Source organism: Nocardia nova NBRC 15556, assembly GCF_001613005.1.
Taxonomy (GTDB): Bacteria; Actinomycetota; Actinomycetes; order Mycobacteriales; family Mycobacteriaceae; genus Nocardia; species Nocardia nova.
This window is the reverse complement of sequence record NZ_BDBN01000024.1, coordinates 74,397-93,219: the sequence shown is the minus strand read 5'-3', so window position 1 is coordinate 93,219 and position 18,823 is coordinate 74,397. Positions and strand designations below refer to the sequence as shown.

Sequence of the window (18,823 nt, the reverse complement as noted above, 5' to 3'; positions counted from 1 at the left end):
GGAAGCCGGACGGATTGCGCACCAGGGTTTTTCCGGGCCGATCAGATGCCGTGCAATTCGGGTAGTTCGCCGCCGGCCCAGCGCGCATAGGTGTGTTCGGGGGTCACCGTGATGACGTCGGTGATCGCGAGGAGATCGGCGGGGATCACCCGGTCGGCGAAGTGGTCGAGGCTCGGAACGACCACGGCCTCGGCATCGAGGCGCACCACCGCGTCGATCAACTGCTGGATCGGATCGATGGTGCGGTTGCTCAGTGCCACGGTCTTGCACAGGTTGTAGCCCAGACGCCCTGCCAGCCATCGGATTTGGGACTCGTCCCAATGCTGGTGCCGTCGCGAGACATCTCTGCGCAGATATCCGAGGGCAAGGAAGGTCATGTCGGTCCATCCTCGAGTCGACTACACGCGGGCGAACTCGGTGGCCAGGGAGCTTCAGTCTCAGCATCTTTCTGGCAAACTCGAGCTTAACGGCGTTTTTCGTGCCGTGACAAGCAGCGGCTGCGCCACCGGCGGCCGGGTGTCCGGTCGAGTTTGCTGAGGCGGAAATCGTTCCGCGCAGGTAGCGGCCATTTTTCGGCGCCCCGCGGAGTGTGCCGAAGATCAACGGGGACAGGCGTTCAGGGCACTTTCATCGCCGCCGCATGCCCTCTGCTCCGCAGGTGGCCTGGATGGGGAATGTCGATCCGAGGCGCCCGTCGACCCAGAAATCCGCAGTGCCGCGCCGATGTCGCGTCCTGCCCGAAAATGTTCGGCTAATCAGGTTGCTACGCAATACATTTCGGAGCGAGAGGGCGATCGGCATCCCTGCCGTGTCGTCTCCTCGCGCCGAAACACGCGTGGCCCCAGCACCGCACTGTGCTGGAGCCACGCGGAGGCCGACGATCTCGGCCGATCTCGGTCAGTCCCGGTCGTATGCCGGTTCCGAGGGGTCCGGTTCGGTGGCGTCGCTGCCGGAGGGCAGGTCGTAGCCGAGTCGCACATCGTGTTCGACCGCGCCGCCGGCGACCTCGACCCGGCCCTCGCGCGGCGGGTAGCCGCGAACCACCACGGTGTGGGTGCCTTCGGTCAGGTCGGTCACGGTGTAGCGGCCGTCGCCGTCGGTGCGGGCGGTGCCGAGTACCGCGCCGGTCTCGTCGAGCACCGTGACCAGGGCGTCGGGCACCGCCCGGTCGCCGGCCCGGACCGCGCCGGTGAGCACGGCCAGCGGGGTCAGTTCCACATCGTGGTGCAGGACGCCGCTGTCGGGCACGGTCAGCGTCATGGCGGCCGGGCGCAGATGCGCGGCCACCGCGACGAGTGTGTAGGTGCCGCCCACGACACCCGAGCACAGGTATCCGCCGTCGGCATCGGTGACCGCCGCGCCGACGACCTGGCCACGCAGATCGGTGAGAGTGACGGTCGCGTCGGGAACCGCCCGGCCCGCCGCGCGGACGAAGCCGGACAACTCACCCGAACCGTGCAGTGTGACGTCGAGGCGCTGCGGCCGGCCGTCGACCGAGACGGTGACCGCGGTCGGCTGCTGTCCGCGGGCCGACACGATCAGCACGTAGCTGCCGGGGGCCGGCGGATCGATCACGTACCCGCCCTGCGGATCACCGGTGGCCCGCGAGACCTGATGTCCCTGCTGATCGATGAGCGTCAGCGCCACACCGTCGAGCGGATGACCGTCGGTGCGCAGCACGCGTCCGGTGATCGAACGCTGCGACCGGGCGGGCGGAGCCGCCGCGGGCATCACCGCGGTGGCCGCGAGCGCGTGGCGACCGGCGGGTACGGCATGTCCGTTGGTGGCCGGCCGGCCGGTTTCGGCCTCGGCGTCCGCATCGGTGATCAGACCGGCGCCGGCCGCTTCGGCAAGTTCCTGCGCCTCGTGTTCGACGTAGTCGCCGCGGGCGAACCAGGACGCGATCGAACCGAGCAGCATCATCACCGCGGCGGCGAGGAACACCACCACCAAGCCCGAGTGGAACGGGTCGGAGATCAGGTGCGGGAAGAACTCCTGGCCGGTCAGCACATCGGCGTGCACCCCCGGCTTGTCCAATGTGCCGCTCGGGCCGAGCAATTCCTTGAACGGGTTGTAGCCGAGGAAGGTGGCGAACAGGCTGCCGACCGGCGGCATATCCGCGATATGTCCCGCGACGTCGGCGGGGACGCCCTGATCCTTCAGCCCGGAATTCATCGCGCCGGGCAGGGTGCCGGACAGGCCGACGATCATCAGCGAGAAGAAGATGCCGATCGACAGCGCCATACCGCCGTTCATCAGCGTCGCGCGCATACCGGAGGCGACGCCGCGCTGCGAGGCCGGGACCGCGGACATGACCTCGGCGGTGTTCGGTGAGGTGAAAATGCCCATGCCGAGGCCGTTGAGCAGGATGATCAGCGCGAACAGCCAGTAGTTGAAGTTCACCGGGATCACGATCAGCAGGACGAAGGTGATCGCGGCGAGCAACAGGCCGCCGGTGGCGAACAACCGCCCGCCGAAACGGTCGCTCAGATAGCCGGACAGCGGTCCCGAGACCAGGAAGCCGATGGTCAGCGGCAGCATGTAGATACCGGCCCACAGCGGCGTCGACTCGAAGTCGAAGCCGTGCAGCGGCAGCCAGATGCCCTGCAGCCAGATGATGAGCATGAACTGCAGGCCGCCGCGGCTGATCGAGGCCATCAGGCTCGCGAAACTGCCCAGCGCGAAGGTCCGGTTGCGGAACAGGCTCAGGTGGAACATGGGCTGGCGCGACTTCGCCTCGATGACGCAGAACAGCACGAGCAGCACGATGCCGCCGATGACTCCGGTCAGCACCCACGGGTTGCCCCAGCCGGTCTTGGAGTCGCCGTAGGGCTGGATGCCGTAGGTGATACCGGCCAGCAGCGCCGTCAGGCCGAGGGCGAAGGTGACGGTACCCGGGATGTCGAGCGACCCGGGTGTGCGTGCGCCGTTGTCGTGCAGCGACTTGTAGGACCAGATGGTGCCGAGGATGCCGAACGGCACGCTGACCCAGAAGATGGCCTTCCAATCCCATTCGGCCAGCAGACCACCGATCAGCAGACCCAGGAACGAACCGGCCACCGCCGCGACCTGGTTGATGCCCAGAGCCATGCCGCGCTGCCTGGCCGGGAAGGCGTCGGTGAGGATGGCCGTCGAATTGGCCATCAGCATCGCGCCGCCGACACCCTGCGCCACACGCCAGGCGATCAGCCATATCGCACCGCCGCCGAGATCGAACGGATCGAACGACAGCGCTATCGCGCAGACGGTGAATATGACGAAGCCGAGGTTGTAGATGCGCACTCGGCCGAACATGTCGCCGAGGCGGCCGAACATCACCACGAGCACCGCGGAGGTGAGCATGAAGCCCATCAGCATCCACAGCAGGTAGCTGACGTTGGCGGGTTCGAGCGGATCGAGGTGGATCCCGCGGAAGATCGCCGGCAGGGAGATGATCACGATCGACGAGTTGATCGTGACCATCAACATGCCGAGGGTCGTATTCGACAGTGCCACCCACTTGTAGTGCGGGTGGTCGTGATCTACCCGGAGCCGGCGGCCGACGGTCTGGATGTCGGAGGCATCCAGGTCCTCGGCAGGTTGGGCGGAAGCCAAGTTCTCTCCCTCATCGACAGGAAAACGGAATGGGTCTCCAAATAATATAGTTGCGATGGCTAACTAATTGAAGAGGAGTATGTCACGTCCGAATTGTCCGGACTTTAGGTTTGATTCGGCGGGCACGTAATCGGTGTGCGACGTGATCGACGCTCTCGAACCGGGGACACAGCGGCGGAAACTTCCGGCAACCATAGGTCGACGGGTAGCGTATCGCCGCGCAACACTGCTCTCGGATCGCCCTTGTGTGTCGTAAACCCGATGGTTACCTTCTCGAAAGGAATTGCATGCCAAAGGATTTAACGCAGTTGCAGTTGCTCACCGAACTGGAGCCGGTCGTCGCGGACCAATTGGACCGGCATCTGGCCACCGCCAAGGAATGGCATCCGCACGATTATGTGCCGTGGGACGAAGGCCGCAATTTCGCCGCACTCGGCGGTGTCGATTGGGATCCCGAACAGTCTCGTCTGTCGGAGGTGGCGAAGGTCGCCATGATCACCAATTTGCTCACCGAGGACAATCTGCCCTCCTATCACCGGACCATCAGCGAGCATTTCTCCCGCGACGGCGCCTGGGGCACCTGGGTCGGGCGCTGGACCGCCGAGGAGAACCGCCACGCCATCGCCATGCGCGATTATCTGGTGGTCACCCGCGGGGTCGATCCGGTGGCGCTGGAGCAGGACCGGATGGTGCACATGACGCGCGGCGTGCACGCGCCCGAGTACTTCCACGGCATGCTCGACCAGGTCGTCTACGTGACGTTCCAGGAGCTGGCCACTCGCATCAGCCACCGCTCCACCGGCCGGGTGTGCGGCGATCCGATCGCCGACCACATGCTCGCGCGGATCGCGGCCGACGAGAATCTGCACATGATCTTCTACCGGTCGATCGCGGCGGCGGCGTTCGATCTGGCGCCGGATCAGGCGATGGAATCGGTCACCGAGATCGCGAAGAATTTCGCCATGCCCGGCACCGGAATGCCGAACTGGCGGCGCAACGGTGTGCTGATGGTCAAGCACGGCATCTACGATCTGCGCCAGCATCTCGACGAGGTGCTCAATCCGGTACTGCGGCACTGGAATGTCTTCGGCCGCACCGATTTCACCGAGCGGGGCGAGCGCGCCCGCCAGGAGCTCGCCGACTATCTCGACAAGCTCGGCCGCGACGTCGTGCGCTTCGAGGAGCAGCGGGCGCGCATCCTGGCCCGGGAAGCGGCGAAGGCGCAGACCCGGGATCCGGCGCGGGTGTAGCCGGGCCGGTGAAATCGGCTGGGCCGGTGAGATCAGCGGGCCATGGGTTTTCCGTGGCCCGGTATCAGCAGCCGCGGCCGGTGGGCGATCAGGGATTCCGCGGTGGTGTGGGTCTGTGTCTCGTCGTGGTTGAAGACCTCGGGTAGTGCTTGGAGTCCGGTGTCGGGAAGTAGCGGATGGCCGGTGACCAGGGCGTCGCCGCTGAAGAGGATGCCCTCGTCGGGCATGAGGTAGGCGGTGTGGCCGGTGGTGTGCCCCGGCGTCGGGACGGCCACGATACCGCCGGGCAACTGCCGCAGGGTGTTCTCGTCGTAGCTGGTGGCGGTAGGGACGCTCATGCGGACGTGGCCGCCCAGCGCGCGCAGTGTCTGGAACACCCACCGCGGTCCACCGGGAGTGCCGAGCTGGCGGGCCATGTCCACGGGGGTGATCTGCTGCAGATATTCGCGACGCGCGTGCGCGGCCTCGTCCGCGCCCGTGTAGACCGGCACACCCGTGCGTTCGACCAGGGTGGGGATGGCACCGATGTGGTCGAGGTGGGCGTGGGTCAGCAGAATCGCCACCAGATCGGCCGGTTCGTGGCCGATCCGGCGAAGCGAATCGAGTACCGCGCCGGTATCGCGCGGATAGCCGGCGTCGACGAGGACCACGCCGGAATCGCCGGTGATCAGCGACCAGTTGACGTTGGTTCCGGCCACCACGTACACCGAATCGGCGACCTGCTCGATGGCGCTCATGCGGCGATCCTCCCGCGCTCGTGCCGTTCACCGGCCGGCCGCGACCGGCCGGCGGCGGTGTGCTCCCGCGTCCGCGCGCTCGGCGAGCGCGGGACGACTGCGGTGTCGGGTGCCGCGTTGCGGCGCAGTGTGGTGACCCATTGCTGCGGGTCGCCGAGGTCGAAGTGGTTCTGCACACCGGCGATGGTGGTTGCGGTTGCCGCATCGCGCAACCGCGCACCGCTCACCTGGGCCGCTCCGTCGCGAGGGGCCCGCCGGTGGCCCCGTCGCACATCCGCTGTACGTCTCAGCACGCGGCGCGGGTGGGGATCGAAAGGGGTTGTCCGGGAACCAGTTCGACGGAGCCACCCGGCGTCTGCAGGGTGATCGGGTCGCCCGAGGTGAGGGTCAGCGTGGTGTTCGCGGGCGTGATATGAACGGTCGTCCGGGCGGCGCCGATCGCCAGGCCGCGAATGGTCAGGCCGTCGGGGAAGCCGCCTGGCAGCATCGGATCGATGGACGGGCCGCCCTCGGTCCAGCGCAATCCGAGCGGTGCGTAGAGCAGTCCTTGCAGGAATCCCGCGGCACCGGTGACGAAGATCCACGCCGACTGCCCCTGCGCGTTGGCACCCGACCGGTCCCCGCGCGCCTCGGCCTGGAATCCGTACGGCTCGCGGGCATACGGCTGCACGGATCGGTCCAGGTAGTACTGGGTGCGACAGGGGTCGTAACGGGCACTGAGGATCGCGCCGACGCTGTTGCTCATATTCGGGCCGTCCGGATCGGTGCGGTCGAAGTAGTACCGCGTGGTCGCGGCCGGCGAATAGCCGGGCGCCGCGTAGGTGAACGGGTAGCTGAGCAACACCGTGTCGGCCTGTTTGATCGGGGCGCCGGTGTAGCCGAGATATTCGGCGGGCACCCCGGGCGCGATATCGGGCGGCATCGCCATATGCGCTGCGATATCGGCCCAGCGCGGGTCGACGGGAAGACCGGAGAGTGCGGCGGCCCGGGCGGCGATGTCCATCGTGTTGCGCACGCCGCCGTTGGTGAGCGCGTTGTCGACCGAGAAGGCGACGTACTCGTCGGATCCGGCGGCCGGGGCGAAATGGTAGGCGCCGTCGGGCAGTTTCGGCCCGATCCGCGCGGTCAGGTAGTCGGCGATCGCGGTGATCACCGGCGCGCCATGGGTGCGCAGCCATTCGCTGTCGCCGGTGGCCAGGTAGTACTGCCATTGGGCAAGGGCGATCTCGTTGTGCAGATGTTCCTCGGTCAGGCCGCAGCCGATCGGGGAGGCGCAGCGCTGCGCGGGCCCGTCGTCCCAGGGATACAGCGCACCGGGCAGTCCGTAGCCGCGGGCGTTGGCCCGGGCGGCAGGCAGTGCGGCGGCGCGGAATTCGACCACGGTGCGAGCCAGGTCCGGATACAGCGCCAGCAGCGTCGGGAAGATCCAGGTCTCGGCATCCCAGAACGTCATGCCCCCGTAGTCGTCGGACGACAGTCCGGCCGGTTGCACCGACCAGCGCTCGCCCGCGCGCACGCTGGCCAGAACGGAATACAGCGCGGCGCGGATCCATCGGGTGTAGTCGGTGCGCCCCGGAGTCTCGATGGCGGGCTGCCACAACCGATCCCACTGCGCGGCGTGGGCGGAATGTGTGGCGTCGAACCCCTGGGCGCGGCCCGATTCGGCCGCGGCGGTGGCGGCGGCCAGGGGATCGGATCCGTAGTCGGTGGAGGAGATGCCGGTGTAGGCGGTGAAGGTGTAGCTGTCGTTCCCGGTGACGGGCAGCAGATAGCGGATCCCGTCGGCGCCGGGCAGCGCGGTGCCCGCGGCCTGCGGCGGCGAATCGACGGACGACACCACGAATGCCGTATCGGAGGTTCTCTCGGCGCGGACTCCCGACACCGTGCGTCCGCTGCTCGGATCGGCCGTCGTCGTCACCGGGACCACCCGCCGCGCTGCCGCGCCGTCGATCCGGTCGACGACCGCGAGCTCGCCCGGGCGCTCGGGTGTGACGGTCAGTCTCTGCACCGCGAGATCCGGCCGGTCGCGAGAGACGAAGGTGTCGTAGCGAAGCCGCAGCCGATGCTCGGGATCCGGTGTCCAGTCGGCCCGGGTGGTCACCGTCGCGGTGCGGTAGTCCAGCGTCTGCCGGTAGTCGTGCACGGTGGCCGGGTCCACGTCCGCGTCGTAGCGGTGACCGTCGACTTCGACGGCCAGATCCGTCCACGCGGGCAACGCCGCGATCACCTGGGTGTACTGCGGCGACCGGAGGTATTCCGGTGACAGTGCGGCCTGCGCGTAGAAGCCCGCCAAATACGTTCCGGTATAACGGGATTGCTGCAGCGGGAAGGAGGTCCGCGCCGCGTCGCCGTAGTCGTGGTAGCCGCCGCCGCTGGGCGGCAGTACCGTCCCGATCCGGCCGTTGCCCAGATACGGCGCGGCGTGGAAATCGCCGGGTGCGAACGATTCCGCTGTCGAGGACCACAGCTCGTCCGCCGGGATCGCGGTGGCCACCGGTGGCGGTGCGGCCACCACACCGAGGACGACGATCACTACCGGCCACAAGCGCCGACGCCGCGCAGCGGGCGTCCTTCGGATCGGGCTCACCCCGACGATCGTCGGAATTGGCCGTCGCGTGGTCAACCCGACACGCGCGGCGCGGTCCGATATCGGGCCGGAAATATCGCCCGGCGCCTCAGTCTTCGGAGAAGTCGATCCCGTTCGCGGAGAAGTCGATCTGGGCGGCCGCGTTGCCGACGGCGGTCACCATGCCGGTGCCGATCGGCCCGCGGGAATCGAAAAGCGTTGCGGTGCCGACGGATACACCGTTGGCGGTGAGGTGGGTCTCGGCCCGCAGCCCGATCCGGTCGCCGACGGGCAGGCGGTCGAGTGCCACGGTGAGGTCGGCGTTGATGTATCCGATGCCCTGCGACCCCCAGTTGGTCACCAGGCTGGTGGACTCGGCGGCGACCACGGCCTCCACGAACGCGCTGCGCTCCTCACCCTCGACCGCTCCCAGCGGCACCGCCCACAGGCTTTTGCGGCCGGAGTTCTGGTGGTCGCCCATCGACGTCGACCAGTCGTTGTCGCTGCGGTACCACCAATCCACCCCGGCGTCGGCGGGTGGGTCGAACGGATGCTCGGAATGCCACTCCTCGCCCGGAGGGGTCTCGGTGGCGCGCAGCTGAACCAGGCGCGCTTCCGCGACCTCGACCTCACCCTGGCGCACCGTGGCCGAGGCGATGTGGATCCGCCGCCCGGCGCGGATCACTTCGGTGTGCACCTCGAGGGGCTGTCCCTTCGCCGCCTTGAACAGGTCGATGGTGAATCGAGCCGGCACGAAACCGGCCAGCCCGTGTTCCCGTTCGAGGGTGCGCGCGGCGGCCGCGCAGACGGCGGGGCCGCTGAGCATGTCCGCGCCCCAGCGGCCGTACGCCCACTTCCGGGGCAGGTACCGACCGGCGTCGTCGACGGTGAACATGGCAGGCATATCGGTCATCAGCTCATAGTGTCCTATCGCCGCCGGCGGCCTTCGCCCGACTCACTTGGTGGGCAGGGCGTTCTGCAACCCGCCGACGTCGGTGATCTTCCAGTCCGCGTTGCGGTCGATGGTGAGCGAGTAGGTCACGGTGGTGCGACCGCCGTCGGGAGTCTGCGCGCTGGTCGATGTCACGTCCAGGTAGGCGTTGACCTTGTAGATGCCGTCCGATTCGGAGGTCACCGCGGCCGACAGCGGCGTCGCCTTGGATGTCCACTGCAGCGGGAGCAGGATCTGCTCGAGTTGCGGTGCGGTCGCGTCGAATTTTGCCGCCAGCTGCGTGGTGGTGCCGGCCTTCAACCGCTCGATCCAGCTCTTCACATCGTGATAGTCGATGGTCGACGCGCCGACGGCGTACTTCGACGCGATGTCCTCGGCGTGTTTGTCGCCGGCGGCCGCGGCGTCACGATCGGACAGGGTGGAACGCGCCGAGAAGTACAGGCACCCGAACACGATGCCGACCGCCAGCAAGGCGACGATCACCGCGGTGGTCACTGCGGTGGAGAGCCGGACGGCGATCGTCAGCGGCGCCCGCCGCTCGGTGTCGGGCGCGGAAGGCTGTGCGGCACCGGATTTTTCGTCCTTGTCCGCCTCCGCCGCCCGGATGTCCTTGTCGTCTACTGCTGTGCTCATCGGTTCGTTCCTCCTGCCGGTCGGGCTGGCTGGTACTCGGCTATTTGACGGCGATCCGGAAATGCAGCGTCCCGTCGGGATCGACGCCCTGCAGCGCCTGGCTGATCAGCGCGCTGACGTCGATATGGGGCGAGCTGTGCACGGCCTCGGTGAGGACCGGCTGCAGGGCCGGGCCCAATGGCGCCACCCCCGGCCCGAACTTGTTCAGCAGCTCGGTCAGTTGCCCGAGGAACGGAACGAGGCCGTCGCCGGTGTAGTAGTTGTCCACGGGTTGTTTGTTCGACAGCACGGACCCGCCCTCGACGATCTTGATCAACATGGTGCCGAACAGCCCGAGTTGCGGTCCGGCGCTTTCCAGCGAGGGCCCCAGCCAGTCCATGTTCCCGCCGAGGGCCTGCATGTCGGCGAACAGTTGCCGCATGGCGCCGGTACGGCTCAGCAGTGTGGCCGCCAGCAGGTCGGACGAGTGCTGCAGCGTGCGCATTGCCTGATCGGTACCCTTCAGCGCGGTGTCGAAGGTGTCGACCAGCCGCGCCACCGCCTCCGGGTGGATCTGCTCGAGCAGCTGGACCGCCCGCGTCGACAGCGCCGTGATGCTCATCGGCAGGTGCACCCGCTCGGTCGACATCGTCTGTCCGTCACGCAGATACGGCCCAGCCGGGCTCGTCGAGGCGAATTCGATGTACGGCTCGCCGAGTGCCGACAGCTGTTCGATATGGATCTCGCTCGTAGCCGGGATGTGATACTTGTCGTCGATCTTCAGCCGGACGAGCACGCCGGAGGCCTGTTTGCGTACCGTCTCCGCCTTGCCGACCGCGACCCCGTCGAACAGCACCGGCGAATTCGGGCCCAGCCCACCGGATTCGGCGAGCCGGAGATCGGCGGTGAAGAAAGACTTGCGCGGATCGAGGTGCAGGACGCCCACCGTCATGTAGACGATGCCGAAGACGAGCACGGCGGCGATCGCCGTGAGCGAGACGATCGATCGAATTCTCATCGGACCGCTCCGATCATCCGCAGCGTGTCGATGATGCGGGAGGTCTGTTGCTCGGGTGTCGTGCCGACGGCCGCGGACGGCGGCATCGCGACGCCGACCAGGTTGATCTTCGGTCCGCGCTCGGCGAACGGAATGATCTGCGATTGCAGCAGATTCGTCAGTGTCGCCATATTCGACGGGGAGCCGGTGTCGAGCGGTGCGCTGCCGAACAACATCGGCACCACCGCGCGCGCGGCGGCCGTGGTCGAATCCAGCACCGGCCCCAGCCATTTCGTCGACGGCGCGAACGGGCCGAGGGCAGTGAGGACGAAGACGACACCGATCTCGGCGCGAATCACATCGGTGGTGTGCTGCACACCGTCCGGGGTGAGCAGCGGATCCCACGTCGACGTGTGATTCAGCAGGCCCTCGTCGACCGTGGCCTGAATACCGCTGACCAACTGGTGAATCGAATCGGTATGTGCGGCAAGGTCACCGAGATCCGAACCGAGGACCTCCGATATCCGCGCGGTCACCGCCGGATTCGGGGGCATGATCCCGTTCACGTTCTGCACGATGTTCTGGATGTCGTGCACCGCGCCGCTGCCGACGAAGGTGGCCAGCTGCGCGAGGATGTCCTCGATGGGAAGTTGCGGGCGGGTGTCGGAGATCGGGATCGTCGCATCCGGGCGGATCTCGCCGGCCGTTGGGTGGGCCGGTTCGGTGAGTGCGATGTGGACGTCGCCGAGCGGAGTCGCCTGCCGCAGTTGGGCGGTGGTGCCGACCGGAAGCCGGACCGAGGTGCGGATCGCGACATCGGCGATCACATAGCCGGTGCGCGCCGGAGCCGTGCCGGTGGCGGGCGCCGGGTCGACGACGGTGATGTGGGTGAGCTGCCCGATCCGCACGCCGTCCGCGATGACCTTGGCGCCCTGCGGCAGATTGAGAACATCGGCGAATTCGATGCGCAGATGGTAGGTCGGTCCGCCGACACCGGTGCCCGGCACCGGGACGTCGGCCGGCTGGAAACCGCAGGCCCCGGCCGATGCCGCGAGGGTGGCGGCGACCAGCGTGCGGGCGCAGATCCGGCGGAGTTTCGCAGAGGGTCGTGTCACTTCGCGCTCACCGCCGACAGGAGAACCGGAAGCGCAGGCACCGTCACCACACCATTGCTGGGGGTCCCGCACTGTTGCCCCGCGACCGCCCGCAGCGCCGCGCAGATCTGGTCGGTTTGTGCCTGCGGCAGAGCCAGTTTCGGTGGCGCGTACCCGATGGTGAAGTCGCCGCTGACCGGATCGACCGCGTCGGAGAACCCGGTGGCGAGGGCCGGGGTCATGCGGATGATCTCGGCGAGTGAGCCGACTCCCGACGCGATGAGCTTCGACAGGCCGGGGATGTCGTTCACCGCGCGCAGCGCGGGGGAGCCGAGCTTCATGATCACCTCGTTGAGTTCCGGAAGCAGCCCGGCCAGCGCCGTCACGAGATCGGCCACGGGCGGGAACGCGAGGGTGTTGATATCGGAGAAGGTCTGGGTCAGCCGAGGCACGATGTTCTCCAGGTCCGGCCATCCGTTGCGGGCGCGACGGGCCAGTGCGGCGAGATCGTCCATGAGCTGACCGAGATGTCCGATCGCCGCGTCGGGGGAGGCGAGCGCCCGGCTGAGTTGCCCGATGAGCGCGTTGAGCTGCTCGCCGGTGCCGGATGTCGCCCGGTCGAGTGCGTCGAGACCGTCACCGACGGCGGTGCGCTGGGCGGGATCACCGGACGCGTCGAGCTGATCCGAGAGTTTCGCCAGTGCGTCGAAGGTCTCCGACATGCTCTTGGGCGTCAGGGTTTTGGTGATGCATCGGCTCGGATCCCAACCGGCTCCGGCGGGTTCGGCGCCGATGAGCGCCAGAGTGCGATCGGCCAGGATGGTGTGGCTGACCGTCACCGCGCCGACGTCCGCCGGGAGTTTGCGGTCGGCGCGTACGGTGAAACGCACTGTGGCAGCGCCGTTGTCGGGCTCGACGGCGGTGACCTTGCCGACCTGAACGCCCATGACGGTGACGGCGCTGTCGGTGTAGAGGCCGATGCTGTCGGGCATCCGCGCGCAGTAACTGCGCGTCGCCGGTTCGGATCTGCTCATCGTCACGGCGAATCCCGCGGCCAGTACGAGCACCAGCACCACCGCCGCCGACATCAGGCCGCGCGATCCGAGAATCCTGCTCAGCATCAGCATCCCCCTCCGGGCACCGGAACACAGATGCCGGTGACGGTGGCGGCGGACTGGTCGACGCTCACTCCGCCGCCCGGCTGGACCAGCGGTGTCAGGCGCTGCTCGAAGGTGTGCAGTGAATCGAGCAGGGCGCCCATGCGGTCGCCGAGTTCCCGCAGCTTCGGGATCGCGTCGACGAGCGGCTGCGCCTGTTCGCGTAGCGAGTCGTCCCAGATCCGTCCGAGCGGGACCAGCTTCTGCACCAGCTGGGCCAGGCCGTGCAGCGCCCAGCTGAGCTGTTCCCGATTGTCCGCGACGACGTTCTCGAGTGTGCCGAAGGTCCGCATCAGGGTGACGAGGGTGTCGGAATTCTTGTTCAGCGCCGTCAGATATTCGTCGGTCAGCGCCAGCGTCCGGGATACGTCCGCGTTCTGCCGGTCCATGATGGCGACGATGTCGGAGACCGCCCGGCCGGCGTGCCGGAGCGCGTCCGGGCTCTTGTCGATCGAACCGGCCAGTGCGGCGAGATCCCGGCGGATGGCGTCACCGTCGGTCCGCCGCACGGGCTCGACGGCGTCCTGGAAAGCCTGGGTGAGGTTGTACGGCAGAATTACGCGCGGGACGGGAATGACGGTGTTGCCCAACGGGTTCGATCCCGCTGGTTGTACGGCCAGGTAGTAGCCGCCGACGAGGGTCAGCATTCGCACCGCGAGGGTGGTCTGATCGCCGATGGCGACCCCGTCCTTCACCGTGAACGTCATCCGCACCCGATCGGGAAGCAATCGCAGGGATTTCACCTTGCCGACCGGAATTCCCGCTATCCGGACATCGTCACCCGTGCGGATCGAACCGGCCTCGGCGATATCGGCGGAATATGTTCGCTCGGGCGTGGTTCCGACGACATCGATCACGCCGATCGCCGCCACCAGAACGAGAACCGCGACTATTCCGCTGATGCCCCAGCGCAATTGGGCGCCGCGCTCGTCGCGGCTGGTGAACATCCGGCGCCGGAGCGTGCGCAGGGCGGCGCTGACCGACGCGGGGGTGACTACCGATGGCATAGCGTGATCCTCTGTCCGGCGATCAGGACGGCCAGCGGTCCGGGCGCCGGTGCGATCCCGTGCGAGCAGGTCATCGCCGCGTCGGGCCCGGTCTGGGGAATGGTCGTCGTCATGGTCTGGATCAATCCGGGCAGCCGTCCCAGCACATCGGCGGCCTGACGCGGGTTCGGAAGGACACGATGCAGAAGCGCGTCCAGGTCTCGGTTCTTCTCACCGGTGACGCCCAGGACATCCAGCAGGTCCAGCAGCGGGCGCAACATCGGCGGAATTTCCATTCCGAATTGCACGAGGCCGGGCAATTTGTCGGTGATGGTGACGAACAGTTCCGTCAGATTCGTCATCAATTGCATGGCGTTGCCGGATTTCCCGGCCATATGCGCGGAAACCTGGGCGAAATTGTTCACCAGGACCGACAGCACCTGTGCGCGGTCGGACGCGTACCGGCTCAGCATATCGATGGCGTCGAGCGCCGGCCCGATGCCGTTGCCGTCGCCCTGGACGACGGCGAGCATACTGCTCGCGAACCGATTCAGATCGTCGGGTGACAGCTGCGCCAGCACCGGCTGCAAACCGTTGAACAGGGTGGTGATGTCGAAGGCCGGAACCGTGTGCGCGGTGTCGAAGGCCGCTGCCGCCGGGCGGCGGGGACCCGGCTGATCCGGCTGCTGGATCTCGAGATACCGGAAACCGGTGAGGTTCTGATATCGCACCGCCACCTTGGTCTCGGTGTAGAGCGGATGGCCCTGCGTGACGGTGAAGCGCACGCGGGCCAGCGCTCCGTCCAAGTCGACGCCGCGCACCTTCCCGACCTGCACCCCGTAGAGCCGGACGTCGTCGCCGAGCCGCAAGCCGTTCGCATCGGTGAAAATCGCGGTGTAGGTGTCGGTGTCACCGCTGACCGGACGCTCGATCAACCGGAACACCCCGACGAGGACGACGGCCATGGCCAGCACGGACACGGCCACTCGAATCCACAACGCGCGGGTCGACATTCAGCGACCTCCCGTACCGGTCTGGTGGGCGAGCAGGGCTGCCAGCGGCGTCGCCAAGCCGGGGACGGTGGTCAGATCCACGCGGGCGTTCAGCACCGGGCCCGAGGGCGAGTCGTGGAAGCCGGCGCCGAGACGGTCGAGCAGTTCACGCAATTCGCTCTCCGAACGCCGCGGGTCGGAGACCGAACCGGCGACCTGGTCGAGCATCGTGACGGCGATCGGCAGCAGCCCGCCGAAATTTCGCTGCGCCGTGTACAGGGTTTCCGTCGCCACCGGCAGCATCTCGTTCTGGACCCGATTGAACATCTCCGAGAAGCGATCGACGTTCTCCTTCGTCGCGAGCTGCTGATTCGTCAGATCCGCGTGCAACAGTTCGGCCGCGCCGGCGAGCAGTGCCGGCACACCGTGCAGCGCCGAGCCGAATTGGCCCAACACCATCGACGGTGGGAGTTGCTGGGTTTCGGTGAACGAGCGCGCGGTCGTGCCGATCGCCTGCAGCAGCGGGGTGAAGGCGCTGATGTCGTGCGAGGTGGTGCGCAGCACCTCGGTGAGTTTCGCGGTCAGCACGTCGTCGGTGAGCCGGCCCGTGGATTCCAGCAGCGCGGCGAGGGTGGCATCGCGCACCCGGTCGGCGTCGCGATCGCTCAGATCCACGGTCGAGCCGTCCCGCAGCCGAGTGCCGCCGCTGTTCGGATTCAGTTGCAGCGCAGTGATTCCGAAGAGATTCCCGGGCGCGTAGTCGACGGTCAGCGCGTCGGTGAGGCCGAACAGCTGGGATCGGCGCAGCGTCAATCCGATGCGCTGCCGGCCGGTTCCGGCCATGGCGACCGAGGCGACCGAGCCGACCCGGACACCGTCGAGCCGGACATCGGTTCCGGCGCCGACTCCCTCGCCGACCTGCGCGGTGACCAGATCGACGCGCATCTCGTCGGCCGGTCGGCTGTCGGGCAGCAGCCGCCAGCCGACGACGAGCACCGCGGCGAGCGCGACCGCACCGATGCCGAGGATCCGCGCGCGGCGGGGCCCGACCTCGGTGCCGGGCAGGGCATAAGGAGGCATGGGGTCATCCGGTGAACGTGATGGGGGACCGGAATCCCCAGAGGACGATGGTGGTGAGCATGTCGAGCGCGATGATCGAGACGAGGCTGGCCCGGATCGCGCGCCCCGAGCCGATGCCGACGCCCTCCGGCCCGCCGGTCGCGAAAAAGCCTTGGTAACAATGGATCAGGACGACGGCGACCGCGAAGACCATCACCTTGATCGTCGCGGCGATGACGTCCCAGCCCAGCACGAACTGATCGAAATAGTGGTTGTAGGTGCCGGCCGGCGTGCCGTGGATGGTGGTGACGATCAGCGCGCACGACAGATAGCCGAGACTCAGTGCCACCACGAAAGCCGGTGCGACGGCGATGATTCCGGCGATGACGCGGGTGGTCACCACGAACGGCACCGACCGCACGCCGAGCGATTCCAGCGCGTCGATCTCCTCGGAGATGCGCATCGACCCGATCTCCGCGGTCATCCGGCAGCCGGCCTGCGCCGCGAAGCCGACCCCCGCCGCGATCGGCGCCAGCTCCCGGGTCACCCCGAACGCGGAGATCAGGCCGCTGAGCTGACCCAGCGACAGCAGGTTGAGCGCACTGAACGCCTCGATGCCGATGGAGGCGCCCATCGCCGCCCCGAGCAGCAACATCAGCGGGACCACGCCGCCGCCGATGATCACCGAACCGCGGCCCCACGTCATGTCGGTGATCACCACGACCGTCTCGCGGCGGTAGTGCATCAGCGTGTACGGCAGCGACGACACCACCTGCCACCCGAATCCGAGGACGAAGCCGATCGATTCGAACGGCCGCAGCGGATGGGCGCGACGCCCCAGGCGATGCACCCACCGCAGGCCCGCGGGCGCATACGGGGTCGCGGTCATCAGGCCATCCTCACCGGGAAGAACATGGTGACTACCTGCGTGATCGCGGTATTGAGCACGGTGACCGCGGCGATCGACATGACCACGGCCGCGTTCACGCCGTCGGCCACGCCGCGCGGGCCGCCCCCGGCTTCGAGCCCGCGCTGGCAGGCGATGATCACCACCAGGAAGCCGAAGATCAGCGCCTTGATCAGCGACACCCAGATATCGAGGGTGGTGGTGAAGGCGCCGAACGACTGCCAGTAACTGCCCGGCGTCACCCCGAGCGCGGCGACCGCGACGGCGAAGCCGGAGGCGATGCCGACAGCGATGATCAGGATGTTGAGCAGCGGAGCGACCAGCATCATCGCCGCGATGCGCGGAACGACGAGACGCTGCACCGGATCGATCCCCATGACCCGCATGGCGTCGACCTCTTCCCGCACGGTTCGCGCGCCGAGATCGGAGGCGATGGCCGCCGAGCCGGCCCCGCCGAGCATCATCGCGGCGGCCATCGGCGCGCCCTGTTTGATCACCCCCAGCCCGCCGGCCGCGCCGATCATCGAATCCGCGCCGAGTTGCGAGACGATATTGCCGACCTGGGTGGAGACGATGACGCCGAACGGAATCGCCATCAGCACGCTCGGTATCGCGGTGACCTTGATCAGAAACCATGCCTGCGTGAGGGTTTCGCGCGTCCGAAACCGCATCCGCACCGCATCGCCGAGGCCTACCCGGATCGCATGGGAACCCATCTGCAGCGCCCGGCCGAGTGTGGCGAGACTCGACAGCACCGTGTCGGAGAAGTTCCGGCGCAGTACCTGCGCCGCCCTGGGTTCCCGTCCCCCGAGGTGTACATCCAGATCAGTGGTCGACATCGAACCTCCGTCCGCCGAACCATGCGGCAGAACGTACCATATGACCTGGACCACATTCCAGACACCAATCCAGATGGGTGCTCTGATCTGTGGGCGAGAGGCGTCGCGTGCTCGCGCAAGGGGGAAACCGCGTGAGGGCCAGACGGTTTCAGTGCAGGGGCGCCCAGCCCGGCCACTGCCGCGGACCTTCGTCGCCGCGGATACAGGCCAGCCGCCAGCGTGCCTGGTGGAGGTGAACCGGGTCGGCGACGGCGGCGCGGACGGCATCCATCGTCATCCGCAACTCGACGATGTCGCGCAGCAGGAAGAATCCCGGCCACCGCAGGACGTCGAGGTGGTAGGCGTTGCAGAACCGGGCGTACTGCGCGCTGGTGATCCAGCCCAGCGAGGCGTAGGCGATCGCGGTCGGTACCAGATCCCATTCCGGCGGGCCGATCGACATGTTCTCCAAGTTCAGCATCAGGACGTCGTGGTCGACGGTGGCGGCGAATTCGCGGCCCCAGGCCTCGCCGTGGATGACACACCACTGCATCCCGCTCGGCAGATCGGCCCACCGCCCGCGCAATTCGGTGAGATGCTCGCGCAGCCAGCGGCGGTCGTCGGCGGTGAACAGCTCGGCGGTGGCGATCAACTCGGCGATTCCGCGAAACGGCTGCAGCTGGCCGAGAGCGAACGTCGTCGGCGGCGCCAGGCTGTGTAATCGCAGCAGCGCCTGCGCCATATCGTCCAGCGCGCCGTGCTGATACAGCGGCGGAACCTGCCAGAAGGTCACCGTCCGGCCCTGGATTTCGAGCGGCTGACGCACGTCGGGCAGGGTGTGCGGCGCGGCGACGCCGGAGGCGGTGAGCCAGCGGGAGACCTCGATCTCCCGGCGCGCCTCGGGCCGATGATCCGGGTGGCTGATGCGCACCACGACCCCGCTGGGCAACCGGTAACCGGTACCCGCGCCGAACCGCACCTCCTGTGCGCCGCCCGCTTCCATGCCGGCACTCAGACATGCGGCGCGCAGAACCGACAGATTTCCGTTTCCAGCCAGCTGTGCGGTCATGCGCATACCCGAGTTCCTGCCGAATCCCTCATC

At 67.8% G+C, this 18,823-nt stretch carries 17 protein-coding genes and 1 pseudogene; 1 reads left to right on the top strand and 17 read right to left on the bottom strand.

Annotated features, from left to right (window positions below; translation table 11 throughout):
• Window positions 1-41: 41 nt before the first annotated feature.
• The 3 genes and pseudogenes from NN2_RS11155 to NN2_RS38520 form a co-directional block, all read right to left on the bottom strand.
• A complete protein-coding gene (locus NN2_RS11155; RefSeq protein WP_063012843.1) occupies window positions 42-377 on the bottom strand; it encodes a hypothetical protein in 336 nt (111 codons plus the stop codon).
• Between the two features lie 520 nt (window positions 378-897).
• The gene (locus NN2_RS38525; protein ID WP_227462965.1) at window positions 898-1,731 is read right to left on the bottom strand and encodes an MSCRAMM family protein; all 834 of its coding nucleotides are present in this window, start codon (window positions 1,729-1,731) and stop codon (window positions 898-900) included.
• 144 nt (window positions 1,732-1,875) lie between these two features.
• Window positions 1,876-3,594 (bottom strand): annotated as a pseudogene (locus NN2_RS38520) (MFS transporter); the annotation flags it as partial.
• 287 nt (window positions 3,595-3,881) lie between these two features.
• Between NN2_RS38520 and NN2_RS11145 the strand changes: the two are divergent.
• Window positions 3,882-4,844: an acyl-ACP desaturase gene (locus tag NN2_RS11145; protein ID WP_063012841.1), complete on the top strand. Its 963-nt coding sequence runs from the start codon at window positions 3,882-3,884 to the stop codon at window positions 4,842-4,844.
• A gap of 32 nt (window positions 4,845-4,876) precedes the next feature.
• Here NN2_RS11145 and NN2_RS11140 read toward each other — a convergent pair whose 3' ends face one another.
• From NN2_RS11140 to NN2_RS11075, 14 genes are all read right to left on the bottom strand, one after another.
• A complete protein-coding gene (locus NN2_RS11140; RefSeq protein ID WP_063012839.1) occupies window positions 4,877-5,581 on the bottom strand; it encodes an MBL fold metallo-hydrolase in 705 nt (234 codons plus the stop codon).
• The gene (locus NN2_RS11135; RefSeq protein WP_063012837.1) at window positions 5,578-5,808 is read right to left on the bottom strand and encodes a hypothetical protein; all 231 of its coding nucleotides are present in this window, start codon (window positions 5,806-5,808) and stop codon (window positions 5,578-5,580) included. Before NN2_RS11135 ends, NN2_RS11140 begins: the two co-directional genes overlap by 4 nt.
• Before the next feature lie 59 nt (window positions 5,809-5,867).
• Entirely contained in the window at window positions 5,868-8,126 is a 2,259-nt protein-coding gene (locus NN2_RS11130) for a glycosyl hydrolase family 65 domain-containing protein (protein ID WP_156511306.1), read from the bottom strand.
• Window positions 8,127-8,256: 130 nt separating this feature from the next.
• Window positions 8,257-9,060, bottom strand: coding sequence for an acyl-CoA thioesterase domain-containing protein (locus NN2_RS11125; RefSeq protein ID WP_063012833.1), 804 nt, complete (start codon window positions 9,058-9,060; stop codon window positions 8,257-8,259).
• A gap of 42 nt (window positions 9,061-9,102) precedes the next feature.
• Window positions 9,103-9,732, bottom strand: a complete 630-nt coding sequence (locus NN2_RS11120; protein ID WP_063012831.1) for a hypothetical protein — start codon at window positions 9,730-9,732, stop codon at window positions 9,103-9,105.
• A 40-nt stretch (window positions 9,733-9,772) separates the two neighbouring features.
• Window positions 9,773-10,729 carry an MlaD family protein gene (locus tag NN2_RS11115; protein ID WP_063012829.1) on the bottom strand — a complete coding sequence of 319 codons (957 nt, stop codon included), beginning with the start codon at window positions 10,727-10,729 and terminating at the stop codon, window positions 9,773-9,775.
• Window positions 10,726-11,823 carry an MlaD family protein gene (locus NN2_RS11110; RefSeq protein ID WP_245658651.1) on the bottom strand — a complete coding sequence of 366 codons (1,098 nt, stop codon included), beginning with the start codon at window positions 11,821-11,823 and terminating at the stop codon, window positions 10,726-10,728. The genes NN2_RS11115 and NN2_RS11110 overlap by 4 nt, the downstream gene beginning before the upstream one ends.
• Window positions 11,820-12,923 (bottom strand): MlaD family protein, encoded by a 1,104-nt coding sequence (locus NN2_RS11105; RefSeq protein ID WP_245658649.1) that lies wholly within the window; start codon window positions 12,921-12,923, stop codon window positions 11,820-11,822. Before NN2_RS11105 ends, NN2_RS11110 begins: the two co-directional genes overlap by 4 nt.
• Window positions 12,923-13,966 (bottom strand): MlaD family protein, encoded by a 1,044-nt coding sequence (locus NN2_RS11100; RefSeq protein WP_227462957.1) that lies wholly within the window; start codon window positions 13,964-13,966, stop codon window positions 12,923-12,925. The genes NN2_RS11105 and NN2_RS11100 overlap by 1 nt, the downstream gene beginning before the upstream one ends.
• Window positions 13,954-14,958: an MlaD family protein gene (locus NN2_RS11095; protein WP_063012825.1), complete on the bottom strand. Its 1,005-nt coding sequence runs from the start codon at window positions 14,956-14,958 to the stop codon at window positions 13,954-13,956. Before NN2_RS11095 ends, NN2_RS11100 begins: the two co-directional genes overlap by 13 nt.
• On the bottom strand, window positions 14,959-16,017 hold the full coding sequence (locus NN2_RS11090; RefSeq protein WP_063012823.1) for an MlaD family protein: 1,059 nt from the start codon (window positions 16,015-16,017) through the stop codon (window positions 14,959-14,961). It lies immediately after the preceding gene.
• Between the two features lie 4 nt (window positions 16,018-16,021).
• Window positions 16,022-16,885: an ABC transporter permease gene (locus NN2_RS11085; protein WP_063012821.1), complete on the bottom strand. Its 864-nt coding sequence runs from the start codon at window positions 16,883-16,885 to the stop codon at window positions 16,022-16,024.
• Window positions 16,885-17,742, bottom strand: coding sequence for an MlaE family ABC transporter permease (locus NN2_RS11080; protein ID WP_063012819.1), 858 nt, complete (start codon window positions 17,740-17,742; stop codon window positions 16,885-16,887). The genes NN2_RS11085 and NN2_RS11080 overlap by 1 nt, the downstream gene beginning before the upstream one ends.
• Before the next feature lie 148 nt (window positions 17,743-17,890).
• Entirely contained in the window at window positions 17,891-18,790 is a 900-nt protein-coding gene (locus tag NN2_RS11075) for a phosphotransferase family protein (RefSeq protein WP_063012908.1), read from the bottom strand.
• Window positions 18,791-18,823: the final 33 nt, after the last annotated feature.

What these genes read in the sequence shown, in the direction of transcription:
- NN2_RS11075 (WP_063012908.1), bottom strand. Translation starts at nt 18,790, where the DNA reads ATGACCGCACAGCTGGCTGGAAACGGAAATCTGTCGGTTCTGCGCGCC.
- NN2_RS11105 (WP_245658649.1), bottom strand. Translation starts at nt 12,923, where the DNA reads ATGCTGAGCAGGATTCTCGGATCGCGCGGCCTGATGTCGGCGGCGGTG.
- NN2_RS11120 (WP_063012831.1), bottom strand. Translation starts at nt 9,732, where the DNA reads ATGAGCACAGCAGTAGACGACAAGGACATCCGGGCGGCGGAGGCGGAC.
- NN2_RS11090 (WP_063012823.1), bottom strand. Translation starts at nt 16,017, where the DNA reads ATGCCTCCTTATGCCCTGCCCGGCACCGAGGTCGGGCCCCGCCGCGCG.
- NN2_RS38525 (WP_227462965.1), bottom strand. Translation starts at nt 1,731, where the DNA reads ATGCCCGCGGCGGCTCCGCCCGCCCGGTCGCAGCGTTCGATCACCGGA.
- NN2_RS11115 (WP_063012829.1), bottom strand. Translation starts at nt 10,729, where the DNA reads ATGAGAATTCGATCGATCGTCTCGCTCACGGCGATCGCCGCCGTGCTC.
- NN2_RS11145 (WP_063012841.1), top strand. Translation starts at nt 3,882, where the DNA reads ATGCCAAAGGATTTAACGCAGTTGCAGTTGCTCACCGAACTGGAGCCG.
- NN2_RS11140 (WP_063012839.1), bottom strand. Translation starts at nt 5,581, where the DNA reads ATGAGCGCCATCGAGCAGGTCGCCGATTCGGTGTACGTGGTGGCCGGA.
- NN2_RS11155 (WP_063012843.1), bottom strand. Translation starts at nt 377, where the DNA reads ATGACCTTCCTTGCCCTCGGATATCTGCGCAGAGATGTCTCGCGACGG.
- NN2_RS11125 (WP_063012833.1), bottom strand. Translation starts at nt 9,060, where the DNA reads ATGACCGATATGCCTGCCATGTTCACCGTCGACGACGCCGGTCGGTAC.
- NN2_RS11095 (WP_063012825.1), bottom strand. Translation starts at nt 14,958, where the DNA reads ATGTCGACCCGCGCGTTGTGGATTCGAGTGGCCGTGTCCGTGCTGGCC.
- NN2_RS11085 (WP_063012821.1), bottom strand. Translation starts at nt 16,885, where the DNA reads ATGACCGCGACCCCGTATGCGCCCGCGGGCCTGCGGTGGGTGCATCGC.
- NN2_RS11080 (WP_063012819.1), bottom strand. Translation starts at nt 17,742, where the DNA reads ATGTCGACCACTGATCTGGATGTACACCTCGGGGGACGGGAACCCAGG.
- NN2_RS11100 (WP_227462957.1), bottom strand. Translation starts at nt 13,966, where the DNA reads ATGCCATCGGTAGTCACCCCCGCGTCGGTCAGCGCCGCCCTGCGCACG.